This window comes from Flavobacterium suzhouense (assembly GCF_042684765.1).
In the GTDB taxonomy this organism is placed as follows: Bacteria; Bacteroidota; Bacteroidia; order Flavobacteriales; family Flavobacteriaceae; genus Flavobacterium; species Flavobacterium suzhouense.
Genome location: NZ_JBHUMD010000029.1, coordinates 24,501 through 47,369, shown reverse-complemented (window position 1 = coordinate 47,369; position 22,869 = coordinate 24,501). Strand labels below are relative to the sequence as shown.

The 22,869-nt window shown below is 37.6% G+C and carries 24 protein-coding genes; 15 read left to right on the top strand and 9 right to left on the bottom strand.

From position 1 onward, the window contains the following. Window positions 1–7: 7 nt before the first annotated feature. From ACFSR3_RS15190 to ACFSR3_RS15170, 5 genes are all read left to right on the top strand, one after another. Window positions 8–634, top strand: a complete 627-nt coding sequence (locus ACFSR3_RS15190; RefSeq protein WP_379822188.1) for an alpha/beta hydrolase — start codon at window positions 8–10, stop codon at window positions 632–634. Beyond that, complete coding sequence (locus ACFSR3_RS15185; RefSeq protein WP_379822186.1) at window positions 634–990, top strand: hypothetical protein; 357 nt, start codon at window positions 634–636, stop codon at window positions 988–990. The genes ACFSR3_RS15190 and ACFSR3_RS15185 overlap by 1 nt, the downstream gene beginning before the upstream one ends. Before the next feature lie 142 nt (window positions 991–1,132). Beyond that, window positions 1,133–2,029, top strand: a complete 897-nt coding sequence (locus tag ACFSR3_RS15180; RefSeq protein ID WP_379822185.1) for a pirin family protein — start codon at window positions 1,133–1,135, stop codon at window positions 2,027–2,029. 10 nt (window positions 2,030–2,039) lie between these two features. Then, window positions 2,040–2,318 carry a GNAT family N-acetyltransferase gene (locus tag ACFSR3_RS15175; protein WP_114756918.1) on the top strand — a complete coding sequence of 93 codons (279 nt, stop codon included), beginning with the start codon at window positions 2,040–2,042 and terminating at the stop codon, window positions 2,316–2,318. 72 nt (window positions 2,319–2,390) lie between these two features. After that, window positions 2,391–2,813, top strand: a complete 423-nt coding sequence (locus tag ACFSR3_RS15170; RefSeq protein ID WP_379822183.1) for a DUF3995 domain-containing protein — start codon at window positions 2,391–2,393, stop codon at window positions 2,811–2,813. An 82-nt stretch (window positions 2,814–2,895) separates the two neighbouring features. On the opposite strand, the gene ACFSR3_RS15165 is transcribed toward ACFSR3_RS15170, so the two are convergent. From ACFSR3_RS15165 to ACFSR3_RS15155, 3 genes are read right to left on the bottom strand one after another with little or no spacing between them, the layout of a single operon-like run. Next, complete coding sequence (locus ACFSR3_RS15165; protein WP_379822181.1) at window positions 2,896–3,942, bottom strand: NAD(P)-dependent alcohol dehydrogenase; 1,047 nt, start codon at window positions 3,940–3,942, stop codon at window positions 2,896–2,898. A gap of 30 nt (window positions 3,943–3,972) precedes the next feature. Continuing rightward, window positions 3,973–4,692, bottom strand: a complete 720-nt coding sequence (locus ACFSR3_RS15160) for a LytR/AlgR family response regulator transcription factor (RefSeq protein WP_379822179.1) — start codon at window positions 4,690–4,692, stop codon at window positions 3,973–3,975. Then, window positions 4,676–5,716 (bottom strand): sensor histidine kinase, encoded by a 1,041-nt coding sequence (locus tag ACFSR3_RS15155; RefSeq protein ID WP_379822176.1) that lies wholly within the window; start codon window positions 5,714–5,716, stop codon window positions 4,676–4,678. Before ACFSR3_RS15155 ends, ACFSR3_RS15160 begins: the two co-directional genes overlap by 17 nt. A gap of 160 nt (window positions 5,717–5,876) precedes the next feature. Between ACFSR3_RS15155 and ACFSR3_RS15150 the strand changes: the two genes are divergently transcribed. From ACFSR3_RS15150 to ACFSR3_RS15140, 3 genes are read left to right on the top strand one after another with little or no spacing between them, the layout of a single operon-like run. Further along, window positions 5,877–7,265, top strand: coding sequence for a TolC family protein (locus ACFSR3_RS15150; protein WP_379822175.1), 1,389 nt, complete (start codon window positions 5,877–5,879; stop codon window positions 7,263–7,265). Between the two features lie 13 nt (window positions 7,266–7,278). Continuing rightward, window positions 7,279–10,491, top strand: a complete 3,213-nt coding sequence (locus ACFSR3_RS15145) for an efflux RND transporter permease subunit (protein ID WP_379822173.1) — start codon at window positions 7,279–7,281, stop codon at window positions 10,489–10,491. 6 nt (window positions 10,492–10,497) lie between these two features. Continuing rightward, window positions 10,498–11,577 (top strand): efflux RND transporter periplasmic adaptor subunit, encoded by a 1,080-nt coding sequence (locus ACFSR3_RS15140; RefSeq protein WP_379822172.1) that lies wholly within the window; start codon window positions 10,498–10,500, stop codon window positions 11,575–11,577. Between the two features lie 87 nt (window positions 11,578–11,664). Here the strand turns inward: ACFSR3_RS15140 and ACFSR3_RS15135 are convergent, their stop codons facing one another. The 5 genes from ACFSR3_RS15135 to ACFSR3_RS15115 form a co-directional block, all read right to left on the bottom strand. Then, complete coding sequence (locus ACFSR3_RS15135; protein ID WP_379822367.1) at window positions 11,665–13,935, bottom strand: cation:proton antiporter domain-containing protein; 2,271 nt, start codon at window positions 13,933–13,935, stop codon at window positions 11,665–11,667. Window positions 13,936–14,146: 211 nt separating this feature from the next. Next, on the bottom strand, window positions 14,147–14,866 hold the full coding sequence (locus ACFSR3_RS15130) for a LytR/AlgR family response regulator transcription factor (RefSeq protein WP_379822170.1): 720 nt from the start codon (window positions 14,864–14,866) through the stop codon (window positions 14,147–14,149). After that, the gene (locus ACFSR3_RS15125; RefSeq protein WP_114756928.1) at window positions 14,835–15,584 is read right to left on the bottom strand and encodes a sensor histidine kinase; all 750 of its coding nucleotides are present in this window, start codon (window positions 15,582–15,584) and stop codon (window positions 14,835–14,837) included. Before ACFSR3_RS15125 ends, ACFSR3_RS15130 begins: the two co-directional genes overlap by 32 nt. 44 nt (window positions 15,585–15,628) lie before the next feature. After that, a complete protein-coding gene (locus ACFSR3_RS15120; RefSeq protein ID WP_379822168.1) occupies window positions 15,629–16,012 on the bottom strand; it encodes a rhodanese-like domain-containing protein in 384 nt (127 codons plus the stop codon). A 44-nt stretch (window positions 16,013–16,056) separates the two neighbouring features. Then, window positions 16,057–16,575: a thioredoxin family protein gene (locus tag ACFSR3_RS15115; RefSeq protein WP_379822166.1), complete on the bottom strand. Its 519-nt coding sequence runs from the start codon at window positions 16,573–16,575 to the stop codon at window positions 16,057–16,059. 166 nt (window positions 16,576–16,741) lie between these two features. Between ACFSR3_RS15115 and ACFSR3_RS15110 the strand changes: the two genes are divergently transcribed. Beyond that, on the top strand, window positions 16,742–17,173 hold the full coding sequence (locus ACFSR3_RS15110; protein WP_114756931.1) for a response regulator: 432 nt from the start codon (window positions 16,742–16,744) through the stop codon (window positions 17,171–17,173). A gap of 79 nt (window positions 17,174–17,252) precedes the next feature. Then, window positions 17,253–18,065 (top strand): alpha/beta hydrolase, encoded by an 813-nt coding sequence (locus ACFSR3_RS15105; RefSeq protein WP_379822164.1) that lies wholly within the window; start codon window positions 17,253–17,255, stop codon window positions 18,063–18,065. A 111-nt stretch (window positions 18,066–18,176) separates the two neighbouring features. On the opposite strand, the gene sucC is transcribed toward ACFSR3_RS15105, so the two are convergent. Further along, entirely contained in the window at window positions 18,177–19,370 is a 1,194-nt protein-coding gene (sucC, locus tag ACFSR3_RS15100; RefSeq protein ID WP_114756933.1) for an ADP-forming succinate--CoA ligase subunit beta, read from the bottom strand. A 291-nt stretch (window positions 19,371–19,661) separates the two neighbouring features. Between sucC and ACFSR3_RS15095 the strand changes: the two genes are divergently transcribed. The 5 genes from ACFSR3_RS15095 to ACFSR3_RS15075 all read left to right on the top strand — a co-directional run bounded on the left by ACFSR3_RS15095 (window position 19,662) and on the right by ACFSR3_RS15075 (window position 22,797). Next, window positions 19,662–20,081: a hypothetical protein gene (locus tag ACFSR3_RS15095; RefSeq protein WP_379822162.1), complete on the top strand. Its 420-nt coding sequence runs from the start codon at window positions 19,662–19,664 to the stop codon at window positions 20,079–20,081. Between the two features lie 265 nt (window positions 20,082–20,346). Continuing rightward, a complete protein-coding gene (locus ACFSR3_RS15090) occupies window positions 20,347–20,481 on the top strand; it encodes a hypothetical protein (protein ID WP_379822160.1) in 135 nt (44 codons plus the stop codon). Between the two features lie 28 nt (window positions 20,482–20,509). Next, window positions 20,510–20,752, top strand: coding sequence for a hypothetical protein (locus ACFSR3_RS15085; RefSeq protein ID WP_379822158.1), 243 nt, complete (start codon window positions 20,510–20,512; stop codon window positions 20,750–20,752). A gap of 159 nt (window positions 20,753–20,911) precedes the next feature. Next, a complete protein-coding gene (gene lysA / locus ACFSR3_RS15080; protein WP_379822156.1) occupies window positions 20,912–22,156 on the top strand; it encodes a diaminopimelate decarboxylase in 1,245 nt (414 codons plus the stop codon). Window positions 22,157–22,248: 92 nt separating this feature from the next. Continuing rightward, entirely contained in the window at window positions 22,249–22,797 is a 549-nt protein-coding gene (locus ACFSR3_RS15075; RefSeq protein WP_379822153.1) for a hypothetical protein, read from the top strand. Window positions 22,798–22,869 lie beyond the last annotated feature (72 nt).

The following is a 22,869-nucleotide window of genomic DNA, read 5'->3' as shown; positions in this document are numbered from 1 at the left end:
TAATATTATGGATTTTCAGCCATTAAAATATATCTATAAAGCATCGGCAAATGCCGATGCTTATACCATCCTTTTACTACATGGCACAGGAGGAAATGAAAACGATCTTTTACCCCTTGCCGCAAATTTTGGCAAATGTTATAACATTTTGAGCGTACGCGGTAATGTTAGCGAAAACGGCATGCCTCGCTTTTTTAAACGCTTGGGTATGGGAGTATTTGATGAACAGGATCTTGATTTCCGTACCGATGAACTCGTTGCTTTCATTAAAGAAATAGCCATAAAAGAAGATTTTGACAGTAGCAAGGTTATTGCGCTTGGCTACTCTAATGGTGCCAATATTGCCGGCTCTACACTAGTTAAGTATCCCGACTTTTTAGCGGGTGCGGTATTGTACCGACCTATGCAACCTTTCAAAACAATCAAATCTCAAGGTACTGAACGTGCTATTCCTGTATTTTTCAGTTCAGGTATAGCCGATCCGACTATTGAGCCTTCAGCGACACCAATTTATGTATTGACTCTGGAAGAGCTGGGCTTTAAAGTAGACTACCATGAATTGCCTACAGGACATAACCTGACTATGGACGATATAAAACTTTCTGCCGAATGGCTGGAAAAAAACTTCAATTAATGGAATCTTTTGCTGTAACACGTGTTTATGCTGATGAAAACGGAGACAGTCGCTTTGAAGACGTTAGCATTCCGTTGAATGAGGCCGGAGAAATTGGTTTTCTTTCTGAAGCACAAAAAGCAGGTACAGTAATATTCCGGAAAGTTGTGCAGCAATACGATTATGATTTTCATAATGCGCCTGCAAGACAATATATATTGCTTATGGATGGTGTAATAGAAATTGAAACTTCCCTGGGTGATAAACGTACCTTTAACGCCGGAGAAGTCCTTTTAGTAGAAGATACCACCGGCAAAGGCCACAAAACAAAGAATATTACCGATGCTATAAGGTCATCAGTATTTATAACACTATAATTTTTAGTTTATTAGTTTTTAGTTACCAATGAGAGGCAGCCCGTTAGCTGCTTCTCTTTTTAATACAGTAACCTTAAAGTAACCCTGCTTTAAAAGTCAGGCAAAATCACTAACTTTAACCGACTCTAAAAAAACAACCACTATGTCAAACATTGGCCTTATAATAGAAGAACGCCCAAGCGATATAGGTAATTTCCTTGTTGGGAGATTACTGCCTTTCCGTGAAAAAAGAACGGTAGGTCCATTTGCCTTTATCGATCATATGGGACCTGTTATGCTAAGCGAACGTGAGAATATGGATGTTGGTCCACATCCACACATTGGACTTTCTACTCTTACCTATTTATTCGAAGGCAGTATTATGCACCGCGACAGTTTAGGAACTGAAGTAGAAATAAAACCCGGACAGGTAAACTGGATGACCGCAGGAAAAGGGATAGTACACTCTGAACGTACACCGGAATACCTTCGCCATTCGGACAAACCATTGCACGGATTACAAATTTGGGTAGCTTTACCCAAGCATCTGGAAGAGATGGAACCATCATTTGCCCATATAGAAGAAGATGGTATGCCAACCTGGAAAATAGGTTCAGTAGATGCTAAACTTATCGCAGGGGAAGCTTTCGGAAAAAAATCGGAAGTGCCTGTTTACAGTCCGTTATATTTTATTGAACTGAAAAGCAAAAGCAAAGAAAAACTACAGATTGGTAAAGACCTGTATGGTGAAAGCGGTCTGTATATACTGGAAGGCAGCATTGAAAGCGATGGTACCACATTTGAACCTAAACAACTGTTGGTTGCCAAAGACGCTTCCATCTGTGAATTTACCATGAACGAGAATACAACCGTTTATATATTTGGTGGAGAAGCATTCCCTGAACCAAGACACATTTACTGGAATTTTGTGGCTACTACTTCTGAAATGATAGAAGATGCTAAACAACGCTGGATAGACCAGACATTCCCTAAAATTCCGGGTGAAACAGGATATGTTCCTTTACCACCTCAAAACCCTAATTTTAACATTAAAAAATAACCCAATACCAATGGAAATAAAACACTCAGACGATGGCAAAAAAGGCTACTTCAGTGCCAAAGAAGGCGAAGTAAAAGCCGGTATAATGACCTATGTATGGTCTAACGAAAATACATTCATCATCGATCATACCGAAGGCAATCCCGAATTTAAAGGCATAGGCAGAAAACTTCTTGATGCAGCAGTAACCTATGCGAGGGAGAATAATAAAAAGATAATTCCGCTTTGTCCTTTCGCTAAAAAAATGTTTGATAAGACTCCTGAAATACACGATGTACTATCAAAATAGATAAAGGCATTTTAGCAAAGTATTAAAAGAATCATCAGTAGGATTGCTTACCTTTAAGCAAACCACAATCTGATGATTTTTTTTATACTTATAAATACAGTAATCTTTATCATGCTTTCTTTTATCCATGTATACTGGGCTATGAACGATAGCCTGGGTAAAAAAGGCGTAATACCTACCCTGCCTGATGGAAAAGCAGTTTTTGAACCGGGTGTAGTTGGTACTTTTGCAGTAGCTGCATCACTTGGAATTTTCGCTTTCATTACAGTGGGTGACCTTGGTATTTATGACGAATACCTTTCTGATGATTTTATTAAATACGCTACACTGGCAATAGGTATACTATTCCTGCTGAGAGCCGTAGGTGATTTTAAATATGTTGGCTTTTTCAAAACCATAAAGGAAACGCTTTTCGCTAAAAACGACAACCGCTATTTCTCGCCACTTTGCCTCTATCTTGGATTAAGCAGTATAGCTATTGCCCTGATTCAATAAAAAAGGGCAACCGTTATGGTTGCCCTTTTCAAAAAGCTTTCAGGAAAGCATATAACCTTAAATGAACTCTCCCTGCTACTTTTTATTTCATTGAAGCCATATCGATAACAAAACGATATTTTACATCGCTTCTGTCCATTCTTTCATAGGCTTCATTAATATAATCCATATCAATAATTTCAACATCAGAAGTAATATTGTGCTCAGCACAGTAATCAAGCATTTCCTGCGTTTCTTTTATACCACCGATTAGACTACCCATAATGGCTCTGCGTTTCATTACCAGATTAAAAGCCTGTATTGGTTCACCGGCCGGTGGTAATCCTACAATTACCATGGTACCATTCTTGTTCAGCAGGTTCAGGTAAGTATTATAATCATGCTTCGCCGAAACTGTATTGATGATAACATCAAATTTGTTGGTAAGTGATGCCATAACAGCAGGATCTGAAGTAAGGGCAAAATGATGTGCTCCCAAATCTTTTGCATCAGCCTCTTTCGATGGCGATGTACTAAGCATAGTAACCTCAGCTCCAAAAGATGCTGCAAATTTTACTGCCATGTGGCCTAGTCCGCCTAATCCAAGTACAGCTACTTTATCTCCCTTACCTACTTTAAGGTAACGTAATGGCGAATAAGTAGTGATACCTGCACATAATAAAGGAGCTACCCCTTTAAGATCAAGTTTTTCAGATACATGAAGTACATAGCTCTCATCTACAGTAATCGCAGTAGCGTATCCTCCATATGTAGGAGTTTTGGTACCACGCTCGTAGCTGTTGTATGTTCCGGTCATACCTTCTTCGCAGTATTGTTCTTCACCTTCTTTACAGCTGGCACATGTACGGCAAGAATCAACAAAGCATCCAACACCTGCAAGTTCTCCAACAGAAAATTTAGTTACTTTCTCGCCTGTTTTAATAATTCTTCCCACAATTTCGTGTCCCGGAACCAATGGATATATTGCAGGACCCCAGTCACCTTTAGCAGTGTGGATATCAGAGTGGCAAACACCACTGTACAATATTTCTATCTGCACCTGGTTAGGACCTACTTCTTTACGTTCAAATTCAAAGGGCTTAAGAGGCGTCTCCGCATCATAGGCCGCAAAAGCTTTTACCTGAATCATAGTTTTTAGATTGTTTTTTGTGTTATTTATTTAGTTTTTGATCAAATGTTTCAGTTTTTCAGCCAGTTCCCTACGATAAGTAATTCCAATAGGAACCGGATTTTTTTTAATCACCACATGGTCTTTCATTACCTCATCAACCTTGTCTAAGGCAATGATATATGATTTATGCGATCTCATAAACTGGGAAGAAGGCAACATCTTTTCCATATCATTGGTGGTAATTGTTGCCAGGTAATTACGCTTTTGGGTAATGATCTTTACATAATTGCCATAACTCTGTGCATACAGTATGCTGTTTAGTTCGATAGGTATAGTATCGCTATCTACTTTTACATAAATGCTACCTGACACTTCTTCTTCCTCCTGAGGTTGTTGTACAGCCCCTTCAAGTTCAAAAAAACGATCGATTGCTTTTAGAAAACGAGGGTGGTATATTGGTTTAAGTAAATAATCAAGAACGCCATACTCATAACTTTCTAAAGCAAATTCGCTATAAGCTGTAGTAAGAATGGTACGTGGTGGTTTATCTAATTTTTGCAGCATTTCTATACCCGAAATCTCCGGCATATCAATATCAAGGAACATAAGGTCAATAGTATTATTCTCAAGATATTCCAGAGCCTCAACCCCATTATACCCCTGAAATACCAATTCCAGTAAAGGATTTTGACTGATATAATTTGCCAGCACATAGTGTGCAGCGGGTTCATCGTCAATAATGATACATTTTTTAACGGACTGGCTCATACCTTTTTAGCTGTAACTGTAAATTTACGGTATAAATATCTGTTTGCTCTATATCCAGCGAATAATTAGCCCCATAAAGCAGCCTTAATCGTTCTGTGGTGTTCTTGATACCTATTTTTGTAGATACAACTTCAGTTTTCTTTTCCGGCAGTGAATTTCTCACTACCATTTCAAGCTTACCTACTTTTACTGTAATATCAACATCTACAAAACATTTCTCTATGGTACAGGTACCATGCTTAAATGCGTTCTCTATAAAACAGATAAGTAACATTGGTGGAATCTTGTATGAATTAGCATCATCAATATCGCTATTGAAACTGATATTGCAACGATAGCCTACTCGCTCCTTCTCCAATTCTATATAACTGCTAATGAAGCTTATTTCATCTTCAAGGGCAACACATTGTCTTTCATTACTCTCCAGCTGGTAGCGCATTAACTGAGAGACATGCATAATAAGCCCCGGTGTACGCTGCGGATATTGAAGACTAATACCATAAAGCGTATTGAACGTATTGAATAAAAAGTGCGGATTAAGCTGCTCCCTTAGCGAATTAAGCTGCGCCTGGTTATACAAAAGCTTTTCCTCATCAAGGTTTTTACGATCACGATAAAACTTCAATATCATGTGTACCGAGAGAATACAAATAAGTGTGGCAACAAGTGTAGCAGCCTGAAATACGTAGCTCTTTTGTTCTGAGGATTTGTAGAGGAAACAGTTTTTGTATATCCACAATGAAGCAACTTCATACATGATTATCGAAAAACCAAAGACAAGTACTGCTGAAAGAAATACATACAGGAATATCTTGTGCTTTTTAAGCAATATCGGAAGTAGCAAAAAGCGATTTAACTGCGCATGTGCATATAACATAAGGAAATAAGCACAACCCGACCAAATGCCGCGCCATGACTTAATAAGTATCCAGTCGTTAAGGGTAAAAAGAATGAAAGAGAATGCCAGTATAAAAAACTCCTGCCACCATTTATTCTCTATTACATTCCTGTAAATCTTATTCATTTCATTTCATTTCTTACTGCAAAGTAAGCACTAATATACATAACTGTAACAATTTGTATGACGAATTCAATTCATCATTAAAAATCGGCTTAGCCAAAATAGCTGTTTTACTTTTGCCAATAATTTCCAAAAAACGACTTACTATAATCCACCTATTTCAATGCACTCAACAAAATTAACATTATTCCTGCTGTTGTGCTCACTATCCGGTTTTAGCCAGACAAAGCTTTCGCTAAAGGATGCGGTAGACAAAGGTATTGCCAACTACGGCTTTGTAAAAGCCAAAGAAAGCTATGCCAAAGCAGCACAGGAAACAGTAAAACAGGCCAAACGTGACTACCTGCCTAATCTGAATCTTTCAGCTCAGCAGGATTACGGCACTGTAAATGGTCAGAATGGCCCGCTTTACGGACTTGGCGGACTTGGAGTAGCCTCATCGGGATTACCACTCGCCGAACAAAACTGGAATGCTGCCTTTGGAGCTCTGTATCTGGTTAACATGAACTGGGACTTCTTTACGTTTGGCAGAATGCAGCAACGCATCAACATTGCCAAAGCCGATGCCAACAGGCAGCAAAAAGACTTTGAACAAGAACAATTTCAGCAAAAGGTAAAAATCGCAGGAGCATATCTAAACCTGCTTGCCAGTCAACGACTTGAACGCTCTCAGATCAAAAACCTGCAAAGAGCTGAAGTTGTTCATAAAAATGCAGCTATCAGGGTTAAAAATGGCTTATTAGCTGGCGTAGATTCAACTTTGGCAGCAGCTGAAGTATCACGTGCTAAAATTGCCCTGAACCAGATCAAGGAACAGGTTAAGCTACAAAACAATAAACTGGTAGAGCTTATGGGAGTTGAACCTGCCGATTTTACAGCCGATACTACTTTTGTAGCTGCAATACCCAAAGCAGGAATTACAGGCACCAATCAGGCCGACAGCCTTAATAATCCTGTACGTCAGTTCTACAAAAGCAGAATTGAACTGAGCGACACCCAACTGGGATTGTATAAAAGAGAGTACTACCCTACTTTTAGTATGTTTGGTATATTCCAGACAAGGGCTTCCGGATTCAGCAGTAATTATGCTTCAGACCAGACGGCCTTTACCCGAAACTACTTTGACGGTATCGACCCAACACGCCAAAACTATCTATTAGGAGTTGGTATGACATGGAATCTTACCTCAATTGCACGTTCATCTAAAAAAGTAAGTTCCCAAAAACTTATTTCACAAGGTCTTAAAGATGAATATCAGGCTATAGACCTACAGCTTAAAGCACAGGAGGATGCAGCCGATGTTCGCTTTGATTATGCGATGCAAAATTTCAGCGAAGCACCAAAACAGGTACGCGCAGCACAACAGGCTTATCTGCAACGCACTACACTTTATAACAATGGCCTTACCAACCTGGTAGATGTCACACAGGCCATGTATACGCTTAACCGCGCTGAGACTGACCGCGACATTATTTATACCAATGTATGGCAGGCGTTGCTTATGAAAGCAGCTGCAACCGGCGACTTTAACCTTTTTATCAACGAATTCTAATTTACTGTTAGATATGAATTTAATACGTTTTGCACTCCGCAAACCTATCTCGATACTAGTACTCGTTGCCGGATTATTCTTTTTCGGTATCGGAGCTATCAGGGACGTAAAGGTTGACATCCTACCTAAGATGAACCTTCCCGTTATTTACCTTGCACACCCTTTTGGTGGGTACACCCCCGACCAGATGGAATCCTATTTCGCCAAGAACTACATCAACATTATGTTGTTTGCCAATGGCGTAAAATCGATAGAAACTAAAAACATACAGGGACTTACCCTCATGAAGGTTACCTACTATGAAGATACTAACATGGCTCAGGCAGCTGCCGAGCTAAGTGCCCTGTCAAACAGGATTCAGGCAGCTTTCCCACCCGGATCGCAACCGCCATTTGTTATCCGTTTTGACGCCTCTTCACTTCCGGTAGGACAATTGGTACTGAGCAGTAAAACACGTACCAATAATGAGCTTCAGGATTTAGCCAACGTATATGTACGAGCCTCATTTACCTCTATTCCCGGATTACTTTCACCCCCACCGTTTGGAGGTAGCCCAAGGACAATAGAAATAAATGTGGATCCCGCTCAGCTACGTGCCCATAACCTAACGCCTGACCAGATTGTTGAAGCCATAAGAATAAACAACCAGACTGCACCATCGGGTAATGTTAGGATAGGTGACAAAAACTACCTTACACCCACAAACAATACTATAAAAGAAATCAAAGATTTCGAAAAGATTCCTTTGTTTAAAGGAGGTGTGCAAAACCTTTCTTTGGGAGATGTAGCAACAGTTAAGGATGGCGCCGATGTTACTAACGGATATGCTCTTATAAATGGTAAGCGCTCGGTATATGTAAGTATTGCTAAAGCTGGTGATGCATCTACCTGGGAAGTAGTAAAAAACCTTAAAGCAAGTCTACCTAAAATACAGAGTACATTACCCGAGGACGTTAAGATATCTTACGAATTTGATCAATCGGTGTATGTTATAAATTCTGTAAAGAGTTTGATCACTGAAGGTATCATTGGAGCGGTGCTAACCGGATTAATGGTAATATTATTCCTTGGAGACAGAAGGGCTGCCCTAATCGTTATCCTTACAATCCCTATTTCGGTTATATCAGGGGTATTATTCCTTAAATTATTTGGGCAGACCATTAACCTGATGTCCCTGAGCGGGCTTGCGCTTGCCATTGGTATCCTTGTAGATGAGAGTACGGTAACCATTGAGAATATTCACCAGCACCTCGATATGGGCAAGCCAAAAGCCCTTGCCATATGGGATGCCTGTAAAGAGATTGCGTTACCTAAGCTATTGATACTACTATGTATCATCGCGGTATTTGCACCTGCATTTACCATGAAAGGTATACCGGGAGCTCTTTTCCTTCCTTTGGCAATGGCAATAGGATTCTCGATGGTAATATCATTCCTGCTTTCACAAACCTTTGTCCCTGTTATGGCTAACTGGCTGATGAAGGCCGGAGGTCACGGAAAAGAACATCCAACAAATGATAAAAATGATTTTGCCGAAAGAGAAGATTATGATGACGACGGAAAGTTAAGCCGATTTGAACGTTTTAGAATAGGTTTCATGAAAATGATAGACAAACTAATGCCAAAACGTAAATTTGTTGGTATAACGTACCTGATTGGTATATCTGCTTTAGCAGTATTGCTTCTAAACGTTATAGGACAGGATGTATTTCCTAAAGTAAATTCCAGTCAGTTCCAGATAAGAATGCGTTTAGCAAATGGTACCAGGATAGAACGTACTGAAGAAAAAGCACACGATGTACTTAATGAGATTGAACAAATGGTTGGTAAAGAGCACGTGGGTATATCATCAGTTTATGTTGGTACGCACCCGTCACTCTTCTCTGTGTCCCCTATATATATGTTCATGGCAGGGCCTCATGAGGCAGTATTCCAGATTGCTTTAAAAGATTATCATAATGGCGATATGGATAACTTTAAAGATGAGCTTAGAGCACGTATTAAAAAGAATATCCCTGAAGCGACAATATCATTTGAACCTATAGAACTTACTGACAAAGTTCTTAGTCAGGGATCGCCTACTCCCGTAGAAATTCGTATTGCAGGAAAAAATAAAAAATTAAATGAGGAATACGCTAACAAAATAATAGCAGGACTGAAACAAAAAGATTATTTCAGAGATGTACAAATTGCACAGCCTATTCACTATCCTGCCCTTGACATTAATATAGACCGTACAAGAGCTGCACAATTAGGTGTGGATATGAATGATATTTCACGCTCGCTTATCGCATCTACTTCTTCTTCACGTTATACGGAAAAGAATACCTGGATTGATGAAAAAGCAGGATTATCATACAGTGTACAGGTACAGGTACCTCTAAACAATATGACATCTAAAAATGATATCAATGAAATTCCGTTACTTAAAAATGCTGTAAGACCTGTACTGGGTGATGTTGCGCTGATAACACCATCTGAAACTCACGGAGAGAACGACAACCTTGGTGCTATGCCTTATATCTCAGTAACAGCAAATATTCATCATACTGACCTTGGCTCAGCAACTAAAGACGTAAACAAAATAATAGGTAATCTGGGCGAGCTTCCAAGAGGATTGTTTATTGAACCAATAGGCTTAAGTAAAGTACTTACCGAAACCATGAGCAGTCTGGAATCGGGACTACTCGTTGCTGTAGTTGTTATCTTCCTTATGCTTTCTGCAAACTTCCAGTCGTTCAGGGTATCACTGGTTGTATTAACAACTGTACCTGCGGTAGTACTTGGTGCATTGCTTATGCTGCTTGCTACAGGTTCTACACTTAACCTTCAGTCGTACATGGGTATCATTATGTCAGTTGGAGTATCTATTGCTAACGCAGTACTTCTAATTACCAATGCAGAACAACTACGAAGAAAGAATGGTAACGCGCTGCAATCTGCTAGGGAAGCGGCATCGCTCCGCCTTCGCCCTATCATCATGACATCAGTTGCGATGATTGCCGGTATGCTTCCAATGGCAATTGGCCACGGAGAAGCCGGAGAGCAGGTATCACCACTTGGTCGTGCAGTTATTGGAGGATTATTGTTCTCTACATTTGCCGTGCTTATTATTCTTCCGCTGATATTTGCGTGGGCACAGGGCAAGGCTACTACACAGTCAGTATCTCTTGATCCAGAAGATAAAGAAAGTAAATTTTATGTACCTACTATAGAACACCAATAAAATAAAATGAAAAAGACATTCATCCCATCGGCACTATTGCTGGCAGCAATCCTACTCAACAGTTGCGGCGAGGAAAAAAGAGAAGCAGTACCTTTTGATACTGCCCCGGTTATAGAAACATTCGACCTTAAAAAAGAAAAATTATCATCTGAAATCAGCTTGCCTGCAGAGTTATCAGGTTTCCGACAGGTAGACCTTTATGCTAAGGTTGCCAGCTATGTAAAAGAATTAAAGGTAGATATAGGTTCTCAGGTTACTGAAGGACAGCTATTGATACAGCTTGAAGCACCAGAGATCAGCTCTCAGCTTGCTGCTGCACAATCAAGACTGCATTCACTCGAAGCAGTTTACACCGGTAGTAATGCCAACTATAACCGTTTCCTCGAAACAAGCAAAGTTGAAGGTACTATTTCTAAAAATGACCTCGATCAGGCATTGGCCCGTAAAAGTTCTGACTATGCACAGCTACAGGCTGCAAGGGCTGCCGTGCGCGAGATACAGGTTAATCAAAGTTATTTGCAGATACGTGCTCCTTTTACCGGAATAGTGACTGCACGTAATGTAAATACCGGTGCCTATGTAGGATCTGCAGGAAAAGGATCGGATTTGCCACTGCTTACAGTTCAGGACCAAAAGAAATTGAGACTGGCGGTATCAGTTCCGGAAATGTATACAGGCTACCTGAAAAATGGTGACGAGATTGGTTTTAATGTTCGTTCACTACCTAATGATAACTTTAAAGCAAAAATACAACGTATGTCTGGTGCCCTGGATCTGAGACTACGTTCTGAACGTGTAGAGATGGATGTTATTAATAGTGACAATAAACTTTTACCGGGAATGGTTGCTGAAGTATTGCTTCCGCTTAAAGCACAGGACAGCACATTTGTAGTACCTAAATCTGCTGTAATCAATACTTCTGAAGGAGTATTTGTTATACGCATAAAAGACAACAAAACACAACGTGTTGAAGTAAAAAAAGGGCGTGAGACTGCTGAAAGCGTAGAGATTTTTGGAGAACTGAATGCTAATGATAAGTTAGTAAAATCAGCCAATGAAGAATTGAAAGACGGGACTAAAATATAAAAGATTAATCAGGATTTTCTCCAGGTTATTTTGTTTGGTAGAATCCCCGGAAAGCTATGCTTTTCGGGGATTCTTAATTATAAAAGCTTATTTCTGAATAATAAGAAGAGAAGGTGTATCGTTAAGCCATGGACTGCGCGATTCTACAAGCTTTTTCCAGCTGTCTACACTTATTATCATCAAATCCTGCTGCTGAAGGAATTCTTTTTCGAGCGTACGCTGACTAATCAGTTTTATATGATTTGGCACATTGTGTTCAATACTGCGGATAGTTTCCTTAATCTCAGGATTATTTTTTATGGAGCCTTCAGCGTCTAAAACAGTAACCTGAGCACCAACATTACTTATGAGTTTTTGAGCATACTCTATAAGAAATGCGTCGTCAACATCAAAAATAGTTACAAAAACCCTATCAGCACTTTGAAATTCTTTATCAACTAAAATCCCAACCGGAGCTTCACTTTTTGATAATATATGCTGAGTACGTTCATCAAAAGGAGAGTTTTCAAAAAGTTTCTCTTTACCCGTAATTGTATTCACTAAGCTTTCAGGATTTATTATTCTTGTGGTAAAGCCTAATATTTTCCCTAAAAGTGTTCCTTCAAAGATGCTCTGTCCTATTCCAACAAGAACCAGATCAAATTGTCCCTTATTAGCTACAGTAGCAATATCACTATCAATATCTGTCGAAGCTTTAAAAAGTGTTGTTACCTTTTGCCCAAGTTCATCAGCTTCTGCAAGTACAGGTTTAAAGCTTTCCTTTTCATATTCTTCCAAATTAAAAGTATGAATCTCACTGCTGGGCAAAATATGCATTGCGGTAAGCATAGCGTTACTACGCATTTTTTTTACCAATGCATTACCTAATCTAAGCAACGACTTCCCATTCTCAGGACTATCAAAAGAAACCAATACCTTAAATTTACTTTCCTGTCTTATTTCGGTTGGAATGTAATTTTTCTTCCTGTTATAAATATATCCAATTAAATCAAGCGCAGGCCCTGTCATAAATGTTGTAGCCAATGCCATGATAACCATCATGGAGAAAATTTCTGCTGAGAGCACTCCAAGGTCATAACCTATATTAAGTACTATAAGCTCCATAAGACCTCTTGTATTCATAAGTGCACCTATGGTAAAACTATCCCTCCAATTTTGTCCGACAAATCTGGCTGTAATGGCACTCCCAACAAATTTACCTACAACAGCTACAGCAATAATAAGCCCGCAAACTTTCCATAGGTATGGATCATCCAAAAGCCCTATCTGGGTACGAAGTCCTGTAAACACAAAGAATAAAGGTAACAGCATTACCTGCGATACATCTTCAACCTTTTCGATAAAAATATTCCTGAAACGCATATTCTCAGGCATGATGGCACCAGCCATAAATGCTCCAAACAATGCATGAATACCAATAAGCTCTGTTGCATAAGATGATATTAAGAGCGTAAGAAAAAATATAGCTATAACCGATTTAGAAAGTGTCTCCTTATTGGTATAAAGTTCGCCAATACGTTTAAGAAAAGGTTTAACCACCAAAAGCATAAGACCTACATAAGCAATTGATAAGCCTATGATATATAATGAACTTATAAATGAACCTGCTTTTACAATAGCAATTACAGCAGCCAATATACACCAGGCTGTAACATCATCGGCAGCAGCACAGGTTATAACCATTGCTCCAATTTTTGTACGATGCAACCCCCTTTCCTGAACAATACGGGCTAGTACAGGAAATGCAGTTATACTCATGGCAATACCCAGAAATAATCCAAAAGAGGAAAAAGCAACACCTTCGGGAGCAAAATCCCTGTAAATGAAATAGGCAAGTATTATACCTAATGTAAATGGAATTATAATACTGGCGTGGCTTATTACTACGGCATCTTTTGCTTTGTTCTTTAGTACGCTAAGATCAAGTTCCATACCAACCACATACATGAACAATATAAGCCCAATTTGACTAAGAAACTGAAGATTACCCAAAGATTTATCAGGAAAAAGTAATGCTGAATATTCCGGAAAAATGGTTCCTACAAGTGAAGGTCCCAAAACAATACCGGCTATCATTTCTCCAATAACAGTTGGCTGTCCTATTTTACGGCATATCCATCCAAAAAAACGGGCTACAAATATTATTGTTATAATCTGCACAAGTAATAGTGCAAGCGGATGCGTTAAATTATGTAACAAGGAGTCCAAAAAATCCTGCCATTGTCCATGTCCGGAAGTTTTATCAATTATATTTTGTCCTTCCTCGAGTTTTTTTCCATTCTTAAGAGCCCAGTAAATTAACGATGAGAAAAAAGCGACTACAACTATATAAAAGAGGCTTGTTTTGAATTTTTTAATCATTTGTTTTTTGGCAAGTTGTTTATAAGCCGCAAAACTACACAGAAATAAGAACTTAACAAGATATTAACAGTTAGGCTTAAAGTTTTTGTAATATAATGGATAAATTATGTAATAAAAATAGTTTTGAGATTGGAGATGAAGAGATGATAGACGTTAGATAATAGAAGTTAGATGCTTAAGATAATTCTCAATTCTCAATTCTCAATTCTCAATTCTTAACCCGCTTCATGAAATCATTACGATAAATCTCGCTCAGAGGGAAAGTAAAGTTTTTCCCATCCGGATACACCATATCTGCAACAATCTCATCATGGCTAAAAAACTGCACATGTCTTAGGGCAATAACAGCTTTTTTATTTATACGGCAAAACTCAGCGGCAGGAAGCATTTCCAGTAATTTTTCAAAAGAAATGTTCTTTACAATAGTTTTAGAGCCATCATTTAAAAACAGTATTTTGTCACGGCTGTCAATAGTAGATGTAACCATACAGAATATTTTCCCTGTATTTATTAATGCCTTCCCCTTATCGGTATTAAGCTGGATTTGTTTTGTAACCTCAGCAGGTTTCGCCATACGGGCTGCAACTTTTTGCACAGCCTGAAGCAGGCGTTCCTGTTTAACAGGTTTAACAACATAATCTACCGCATCACGGTCAAAAGCATCAACTGCAAAGTTTTTATAAGCCGTAGTAAAAATAATTGCTTTTCCTTTAATGGCATCTGCCACCTGCAAACCGTTCATACCAGGCATTTCAATATCTGTGATAAGCAAATCAAAATCGAGTGATTGCCACTCATTTAAAAGAGCATCAGGGCTATTGAAGGCTTTTACAACCTCAAGTTCGTCCATTTGTTCGCATATCATTTTTAAAAAAGCTAATCCCGGAAGCTCATCATCAAGTAGTAAGCATTTTATTTTTGTGTTCAAGCAGGTTTATTTTTAGTTTAGCAATATATACATCTTCCTCTACATAACGCTCAAGCTTAAAGCAGCCATTATATATAATTTTAAGACGTTGTTCTAATGTCGCTGTCCCTATTCCACTATGCTCTTTAAGAAATGTTGATTTAGGAGATATTTTATTAGATACCATCATAGAAAACTGACTATCCTTAAATTCGATAGCAACAGTTATAAAAGCATCTGGGCTTTGCAAATCAGCATGTTTAAAAGCATTTTCAATCAGATCAATAGAAATTAAAGGTGCCAATATCTTTTGATCATATAATGCATCCGCTTCATCAATCTTTTTCTTCACCGTAATTGAGAAAAGAGGGCTTATTTTAATCTTATTAATCTCTATTAGGTTAAAGGCAAACTCAAGCTCTTCTCGTGGGCTCACAAAACGATTCTGGCTTTCATAAAGAATATAGTCTAAAACATTTGAAAGCTTATCCATTGCAAAATAAGTTTGATAAGCATGCGATTGTATCGAATTGAGTATATTCTTAAACAAATGCGGGTTTAACTTTGCTTCAAGTGTTTGTAAATGCAAAGTATTCGTTTTATTTTCAAGTTCTACAAAGCGTGTCTCCAATACTTGCTTAACTTTCTCTGCTTTACGCATCCTCACAATAATCCAAATAAGCAGCACAAACAGCACCACAATAGTAATTGTAAGTATAACGTTTAAGGTAGTATACATTTTATAAAAAGTATTGAGAATTATGAACTGAAAAAAAGCCAGTATTATTCAAGGGGCTGCCCTTCTTCGGTCCAGGCATCAGTACCTCCACGTAACTCTACAATATGCTGAAAGCCATTAATTTTTAATAAGTCTACCGCTTCAGAACTTCTTCCGCCGGCTTTACAATACACATAAACGGTTTCATCTTTATCAAGCTTATTAATGCGCTCATTAAAATCCTTGTCGTACAAATGTATATTAGTTGCTCCACTTATATGCCCTGCTTTGTATTCTTTTGGCGTACGAACATCAATAAGCTGACCTTTATCTTTAGCTATATCTTCAGTAAATTGCTTCACAGAAACAAGTTCAACCCCTTTTTGCTGTTGTGCTTCACAAGAAACAAACATTCCGGCAAACATTAAAATAAAAATCAGTTTTTTCATCACGTAAAAGTTTATGTAAAAATAAGCGTTTTACCTTATAATATTTATTTCTTTATTACAAACGTTTCCCTTATTACTGCAAGTTGTTTATCAGTAAGCTTAGAAGTCTTTTTTAATTTAGCAGTAAATTCAGTTACTTCATCCGGACTTGAAGGACAACCTAAGTTTTCAAGATTTGCATTAAATGAGTCGGTAAGCAGATTACCTCTTGCATCTAAAATCACCCAAAAAGGCAAGCCTGCCTGCTCTCCTTTAAATTTCTTTAAAAGCTCTTCTCCTCCTGGGTTTTCTAAATTTTTAGTCTTAGGTGATTCTTTTACATCCAAATGCACCAATACATAATTATCTGTAAAAAGCTTTTCTGTAGAAGCAGCTTTCATATTATTATCCATTTTTTTACACCACCCACACCATGAGGCATGAAACATTACAAACACTTTCTTATTGTCTTTGGATGCCTGAGCATATGCCTGTTTCATTAATACTGAAGCTTCTTCCTGAGCATTAGCGGTAAAAAAACTAACAATCAAACACAAACCGGAAAAAATTAATCTTAACTTCATTTTTGAGTAATTTTAAGAAAATAAATTTGACGTTGCAATTTAAGAATTTACTTATATAAATTATCCTGTTTAAATGAAGAATTGCGGAAAAACCGTAATTAATATTTAAGCAAAAATGTTTATTTTGCAGCTAGAATGCCCCCTCCACTAAACAATACGATTTATTATGAAAATGCACAGGGATATACTTGTTATAGAAGATGATGAAGATGACAGGGAGATATTGGAAGAAATTTTCAGAGATTTGGGATATAAAAACAATATCATATTTTTCTCTGACAGCACCGAAGCTCTTAAATATATCAGAAAACCCGAAGTTAACCCTTTTATAATCATATCAGATATTAATATGCCTAAACTTGGAGGCTTTGAGTTGAGGGATATGATACTTGAAGAAGAAGTTTTAGCAGATAAAGACATTCCATATATATTTATTTCTAACGCTCAGGACGAGTATTCCATTAAACAAGCCAACAAACTTTTCATACAGGGCTATATTCAAAAAACTAACGACTATAATCGCTATAAAGAAAAAATAAAAAATCTTATTGATTTCTGGAAAGAAAACATCAATACCTTTTCCTCTAAAAAACAATAGTCAAATTCTCACACTAAATTGCATTGGTAAATTTAGAGTATGCTGCATATTCTTTATATTTGGATAAATACTATTTACCATGAAACACTTTTTGATAGCACTGCTTATCACTTCATTTGGTGCTTTCGCACAAAAAACTGACTACATAACAAAATCAAACATCAGGTATTACCCTGAAAACATTTATAAAGGAGATAGCCATGCCTCCGAGCGATGTGTATTAGATATTTACTACCCAAATGATGCAAAAAATTTTGCAACCATTATTTGGTTTCACGGTGGAGGGCTAACTGAATGGCATAAAGAAATTCCCGACGACTTAAAAGATAAAGGATATTGTATTATTGGTGTTGGTTATAGACTGAGTCCTAACGTAAAAGCTGTAAATTGCATTGAAGATAGTGCAGCAGCAATTGCCTGGGTTTTCAATAACATTGAAAAATATGGTGGCAATGCAAACAAAATATTCATTTCCGGACATTCAGCCGGCGGATATTTAGCCATGATGAGTGTTCTTGATAAAAAATATCTTGCCAAACATAATATTGACGCTAACAAAGTAGCCGGACTTATTCCTTTTAGCGGGCAATGCATAACACACTTTACCGTCAGAAAAGAAAAAGGCATTAAGGATACTCAACCGTTAGTGGACGAGATGGCTCCTCTTTATCATGTACGCGGAGACGCCCCACCTCTACTCCTGATTACGGGTGACAGAGAACTTGAACTACTGGGACGTTATGAAGAGAATGCTTTTATGGCTCGTGCCATGAAACTAAACGGACATAAAGAAACCAAATTAATGGAACTAGATGGTTACGGGCATAATATGGCTTACCCCGCCTATCCATTATTATTAAATGAAGTAAAGAGGATTCTGGAGAAGAAGTAATCAGTTTGCAATTCTGTCATTATAACCGCATACTGCCACGGAAAAAATGATTAAAACATAACAAAAAACCACGCTTAGAGCGTGGTTTTTATATAGGATATTTTGTATCTACTAGCTAAGAGCAGCTTTAACCTGATCTGCAGCTTCCTGGAACAATGTAGCAGAAAGGATTGGCATACCAGAGTTATCGATAAGTTCTTTAGCGATATCAGCATTAGTACCCTGAAGACGCACAATGATAGGCACTTTAATAGAGTCACCCATATTTTTGTAAGCATCAACAACACCCTGAGCAACACGGTCACAACGAACGATACCACCAAAGATGTTAATAAGGATGGCTTTTACGTTTGGATCTTTAAGGATAATACGGAAAGCTGTTTCAACACGTTTAGCATCAGCAGTACCACCTACGTCAAGGAAGTTTGCCGGCTCAAAACCTGCATATTTAATAAGGTCCATAGTTGCCATAGCAAGACCAGCACCGTTTACCATACAACCAACCGTACCGTCAAGGTCAACATAGTTAAGGCCAACTTCTTTAGCCTCAACCTCGATTGGGTTCTCCTCACGGATATCACGCATGTCAGCGTATTTCTTTTGTCTGTAAAGTGCATTATCATCAAGAACAACTTTAGCATCTACAGCAAGAATTTTATCATCAGATGTTTTTAACACCGGGTTGATCTCAAACATTGAAGCATCACTGTCAATGTATGCATTGTAAAGAGCAGCAACGAAAGCAGTCATTTCTTTGAAGGCATTTCCGCTAAGACCTAAATTGAAAGCAATTCTTCTTGCCTGGAAGCCCTGAAGACCTACAGCAGGATCAATCTCTTCTGTAAAGATAAGGTGTGGAGTGTGCTCAGCAACCTCTTCGATATCCATACCACCTTCGGTAGAATACATAATCATGTTACGGCCACGTCCTCTGTTCAATAGAACAGACATATAGAATTCTGAAGTTTCACTTTCTCCCGGGTAGTATACATCCTCAGCGATAAGTACTTTGTGTACTCTTTTACCTGTAGGTGGAGTTTGAGGAGTAATAAGGTCCATACCTATTATTTGTCCTGCGATCTCTTCTACCTGCTGAAGGTTTTTAGCAAGCTTAACGCCTCCGCCTTTTCCACGGCCACCTGCGTGTATCTGTGCTTTAACAACATGCCATGAAGTTCCTGTTTCTGCAGTTAGCTGTTTTGCAGCTGCTACCGCTTCAGCAGGACTGTTAGCAACGATACCACGCTGAACGCGTACACCATGGCCGGCTAGTATTTCTTTTCCCTGATATTCGTGTAAATTCATAAGTATTGCATTTATCTTATTAAAAGTGGAACAAAAATAGCAAAATACATCCAACGACCATAAGTATTTTTAATTTTTTCTCCATTGGACAATTTCTATTAATTTCTATTCCTATAATAAAGGTATTTATACAGCTAACCAGTACCGAAATCACATTGCATTTTTTAGGCCGCTTATTATTTTTTGTTATTAAATTACTAACATTTGTTAAAATTTACCTAACTTAACGCAACCATTTACAATGTTTGCCATCTTTTCTTTAGAAGATAGACAATCAGATAATTTAATGCTATGAAAAAAATATTACCTTTTTTATTACTCACTGCATTACTTACAACAGCTTGCAATGATGATAACGCAAATAGTACCTTGATTACTCCTGAAGGTATATCAGGTAAATGGAATCTTGTAAATCAGAGAGGTGGATTTCAGGGACATTCACTTGACTTTGAAACCGGCGAGGTTGTATGGACATTCAACTCTGAAAATGAAATTGTTGCCATTGAAAATAACTCCGAAGGAACTGATGGTATAAATTTCCCAACAGCTATATATAATTATAGTATGATACCAAACGAGGTCTCTCCCGAATCTTGTGATAAAACCCTCAATATTGAGGCTTTAGATCTTGGATGTATAAATATGGAAGGCAACATTATGACAATAACTCCGGTAGGAGCAGATATGTATACTCTTACTTTTAAACGATAATTTATTAACTAAACTGATAACTAACCATAAACTCTTATATCCATGAAAACAATTCTCTGCTTAGTAACCACCATAGCCCTAACCCTGATTTATTTAGGAAAACGAAGAAAATCAAGTATCTGATTTGAAATAAAACTTTTAATTGCTATTACTTCTGTATTTTCCGGACTTAAACCATAAGTCAAGCCGCATTGCTTATAGATAAAGTCCGGATTTTTTTTAAATAAAACTACAAATTGCCATGAAAAGACTATTACTCGCTTTAATGTCATTGCTCCTTTTCAGTTTAAGTGGCTGTAATAATGAAGATGACAGAAAAGCAATTGATCCACTGCTTCATCAATGGACACTCATTAAGGTCGGTGGTGGTTTTACCGGTACAGATTATACTTTTGAATAAGGAGTAATTCGATGGAGATTTAAAGCCGATGTTCGGTTTTGATAACTACAATAATACTGATGAAAATAAACCTGACGCATTAGACTCAGGTAACTACCAATTTTTAGTAAAAGATAATACTGCACAAATTGAATATTGTCCTAAATCAATGGAGGTAGATGAGTATACATTCTTTTGTTATACTATCGACTCTAACGGTCAGCTGTTGCTCGACGACTCCCCTATTGATGACCTGAAATATACCTCCGAAAGAGCTAACCTAATTCCATAACACTAGTAAACACTAGGTTTTCTGTGATTTGAAATCGAAATAGTTTTTTATTTTGTTATATTTATAACTTTTTGTTATATTTTGTTAATGTTCTGTTGTTTACTTTTTTAAGTACCATACTATCAGTATTTTTGTATTCTAATTAAGTGATTAACGAAGATGGACACTAAACAATTACTGCAACTTGCAGAAGAATTCGGGAGCCCGCTATATGTGTATGATGCGGAGAAAATACAATCTCAGTATTTAAGGTTGGAAAAAGCCTTTTCAAAGGTAAATCATCTAAGAATAAACTATGCTGTAAAGGCATTATCAAATATATCTGTACTTAAGCTATTAAAACAAATGGGATCCGGTCTGGATACCGTATCAATTCAGGAAGTGCAGCTTGGTCTGCTTGCCGGTTACTCACCTGAAATGATCATATATACCCCTAATGGTGTATCTATGGAAGAAATTGAAGAAGTAGCTGCCCTTGGTGTACAGATAAATATAGATAACCTTTCTATACTGGAGCAATTTGGAGCCAAGCATCCAAAAACTCCTGTATGTATCCGTATAAACCCTCACGTAATGGCGGGTGGAAACAGCAACATATCAGTAGGTCATATCGATAGTAAATTTGGTATTTCTATCCACCAGATGCCTCACCTGTTACGTATCGTTCAAAATACAGGCATGCACATAAACGGTATACACATGCATACCGGATCTGATATCCTTGACATTGAGGTATTCCTTTATGCTGCCGAAATATTATTTGAAGCTGCCCGCAACTTTAAAGAACTTGAATTTCTTGATTTTGGAAGCGGCTTTAAGGTTCCTTATAAAAAAGACGACATCCAGACTGATGTTGAAGAACTTGGTAAAAAATTAGGAAAACGCTTCAACGCATTTTGCGAAGAATACGGCCGTGACCTTACCCTAACATTCGAGCCTGGTAAATTCCTTGTTAGTGAAGCAGGGGTTTTCCTTGCCAAAGTAAATGTGGTAAAACAAACAACATCTACCGTATTTGCAGGTATTGACAGTGGTTTTAACCATCTAATCCGTCCAATGTTCTATGGTTCGCACCATAATATTGATAATATTTCAAATCCGAAAGGAAAAGACCGTTTCTATTCAGTAGTAGGTTATATATGTGAAACGGATACCTTTGGAAGCAACCGCAAAATTGCTGAAATAAAAGAAGGTGATATCCTTTGTTTCCGTAATGCAGGGGCTTACTGTTTCTCTATGAGCAGTAACTATAACTCACGCGTTCGCCCGGCAGAAATTCTTTGGTATCAGGGTAAAGGCCATGTTATCAGAGAGCGAGAAACCTTTGAAGACATCATCCGTAATCAGGTAATCATTGATTTTGAAGAAAAAAAAACTGAAACCAAGGAAGCTGTCATTGCATAAAGCTTACTGAAAACTATATTTAAAACCGCACTGAGAAGTGCGGTTTTTTGTTTATGTTATTCATTATGTTTGATTAAAATTAATTTCAAAAAATGAAACTCATCCCTACACTGATCATAATTACATTAATGTTTTCATTTCATAAAAAAGAAGGCATTAAGCCTACAGTCTTTAATGAAACTGAAACCGACACCATAGTCATTGGAGATATAAACAATGACAAAATAATTGATACTGCATTTGTGAAGGGTCCAAAGTGGGTCAATGAAGAAGACGGATGGGGCGATCCTAAATTTTATAATATCAATATTAGCTTTTCATGTAATGTTCCTAATATTACAAATGATAATGCAGTGGGCGCTTATGTTGAAAATATTGGTGATATTGACAATGATGGTTTTTCAGAAATTATTGTCGTTCCGGGTTGGTGGATCGGTTGTTGGGGAAGGCTCCATTTTTATACTTTTAAGAAAGGAAAATGGAAACATTTAGATTACGCTGAAAGAAATGTTTGTGAAGATGATAACTACAAACAATATATTACGAAAATAAACAATCACAAAATAAAAATTATAGAACAGGTTTGGGATGAAGATGAAGCCGACAGGATTGAAAAACCAAAATTCATAATCGTTAAGTGATTTTCCCCTCAATCCATAACAGTTAAATAATATACATCAAAACCGCATTATAGTTTACTTTGTTAACTTTGG

What these genes read in the sequence shown, in the direction of transcription:
- ACFSR3_RS15190 (WP_379822188.1), top strand. Translation starts at nt 8, where the DNA reads ATGGATTTTCAGCCATTAAAATATATCTATAAAGCATCGGCAAATGCC.
- ACFSR3_RS15185 (WP_379822186.1), top strand. Translation starts at nt 634, where the DNA reads ATGGAATCTTTTGCTGTAACACGTGTTTATGCTGATGAAAACGGAGAC.
- ACFSR3_RS15180 (WP_379822185.1), top strand. Translation starts at nt 1,133, where the DNA reads ATGTCAAACATTGGCCTTATAATAGAAGAACGCCCAAGCGATATAGGT.
- ACFSR3_RS15175 (WP_114756918.1), top strand. Translation starts at nt 2,040, where the DNA reads ATGGAAATAAAACACTCAGACGATGGCAAAAAAGGCTACTTCAGTGCC.
- ACFSR3_RS15170 (WP_379822183.1), top strand. Translation starts at nt 2,391, where the DNA reads ATGATTTTTTTTATACTTATAAATACAGTAATCTTTATCATGCTTTCT.
- ACFSR3_RS15165 (WP_379822181.1), bottom strand. Translation starts at nt 3,942, where the DNA reads ATGATTCAGGTAAAAGCTTTTGCGGCCTATGATGCGGAGACGCCTCTT.
- ACFSR3_RS15160 (WP_379822179.1), bottom strand. Translation starts at nt 4,692, where the DNA reads ATGAGCCAGTCCGTTAAAAAATGTATCATTATTGACGATGAACCCGCT.
- ACFSR3_RS15155 (WP_379822176.1), bottom strand. Translation starts at nt 5,716, where the DNA reads ATGAATAAGATTTACAGGAATGTAATAGAGAATAAATGGTGGCAGGAG.
- ACFSR3_RS15150 (WP_379822175.1), top strand. Translation starts at nt 5,877, where the DNA reads ATGCACTCAACAAAATTAACATTATTCCTGCTGTTGTGCTCACTATCC.
- ACFSR3_RS15145 (WP_379822173.1), top strand. Translation starts at nt 7,279, where the DNA reads ATGAATTTAATACGTTTTGCACTCCGCAAACCTATCTCGATACTAGTA.
- ACFSR3_RS15140 (WP_379822172.1), top strand. Translation starts at nt 10,498, where the DNA reads ATGAAAAAGACATTCATCCCATCGGCACTATTGCTGGCAGCAATCCTA.
- ACFSR3_RS15125 (WP_114756928.1), bottom strand. Translation starts at nt 15,584, where the DNA reads ATGTATACTACCTTAAACGTTATACTTACAATTACTATTGTGGTGCTG.
- ACFSR3_RS15120 (WP_379822168.1), bottom strand. Translation starts at nt 16,012, where the DNA reads ATGAAAAAACTGATTTTTATTTTAATGTTTGCCGGAATGTTTGTTTCT.
- ACFSR3_RS15115 (WP_379822166.1), bottom strand. Translation starts at nt 16,575, where the DNA reads ATGAAGTTAAGATTAATTTTTTCCGGTTTGTGTTTGATTGTTAGTTTT.
- ACFSR3_RS15110 (WP_114756931.1), top strand. Translation starts at nt 16,742, where the DNA reads ATGAAAATGCACAGGGATATACTTGTTATAGAAGATGATGAAGATGAC.
- ACFSR3_RS15105 (WP_379822164.1), top strand. Translation starts at nt 17,253, where the DNA reads ATGAAACACTTTTTGATAGCACTGCTTATCACTTCATTTGGTGCTTTC.
- sucC (WP_114756933.1), bottom strand. Translation starts at nt 19,370, where the DNA reads ATGAATTTACACGAATATCAGGGAAAAGAAATACTAGCCGGCCATGGT.
- ACFSR3_RS15095 (WP_379822162.1), top strand. Translation starts at nt 19,662, where the DNA reads ATGAAAAAAATATTACCTTTTTTATTACTCACTGCATTACTTACAACA.
- ACFSR3_RS15090 (WP_379822160.1), top strand. Translation starts at nt 20,347, where the DNA reads ATGTCATTGCTCCTTTTCAGTTTAAGTGGCTGTAATAATGAAGATGAC.
- ACFSR3_RS15085 (WP_379822158.1), top strand. Translation starts at nt 20,510, where the DNA reads ATGTTCGGTTTTGATAACTACAATAATACTGATGAAAATAAACCTGAC.
- lysA (WP_379822156.1), top strand. Translation starts at nt 20,912, where the DNA reads ATGGACACTAAACAATTACTGCAACTTGCAGAAGAATTCGGGAGCCCG.
- ACFSR3_RS15075 (WP_379822153.1), top strand. Translation starts at nt 22,249, where the DNA reads ATGAAACTCATCCCTACACTGATCATAATTACATTAATGTTTTCATTT.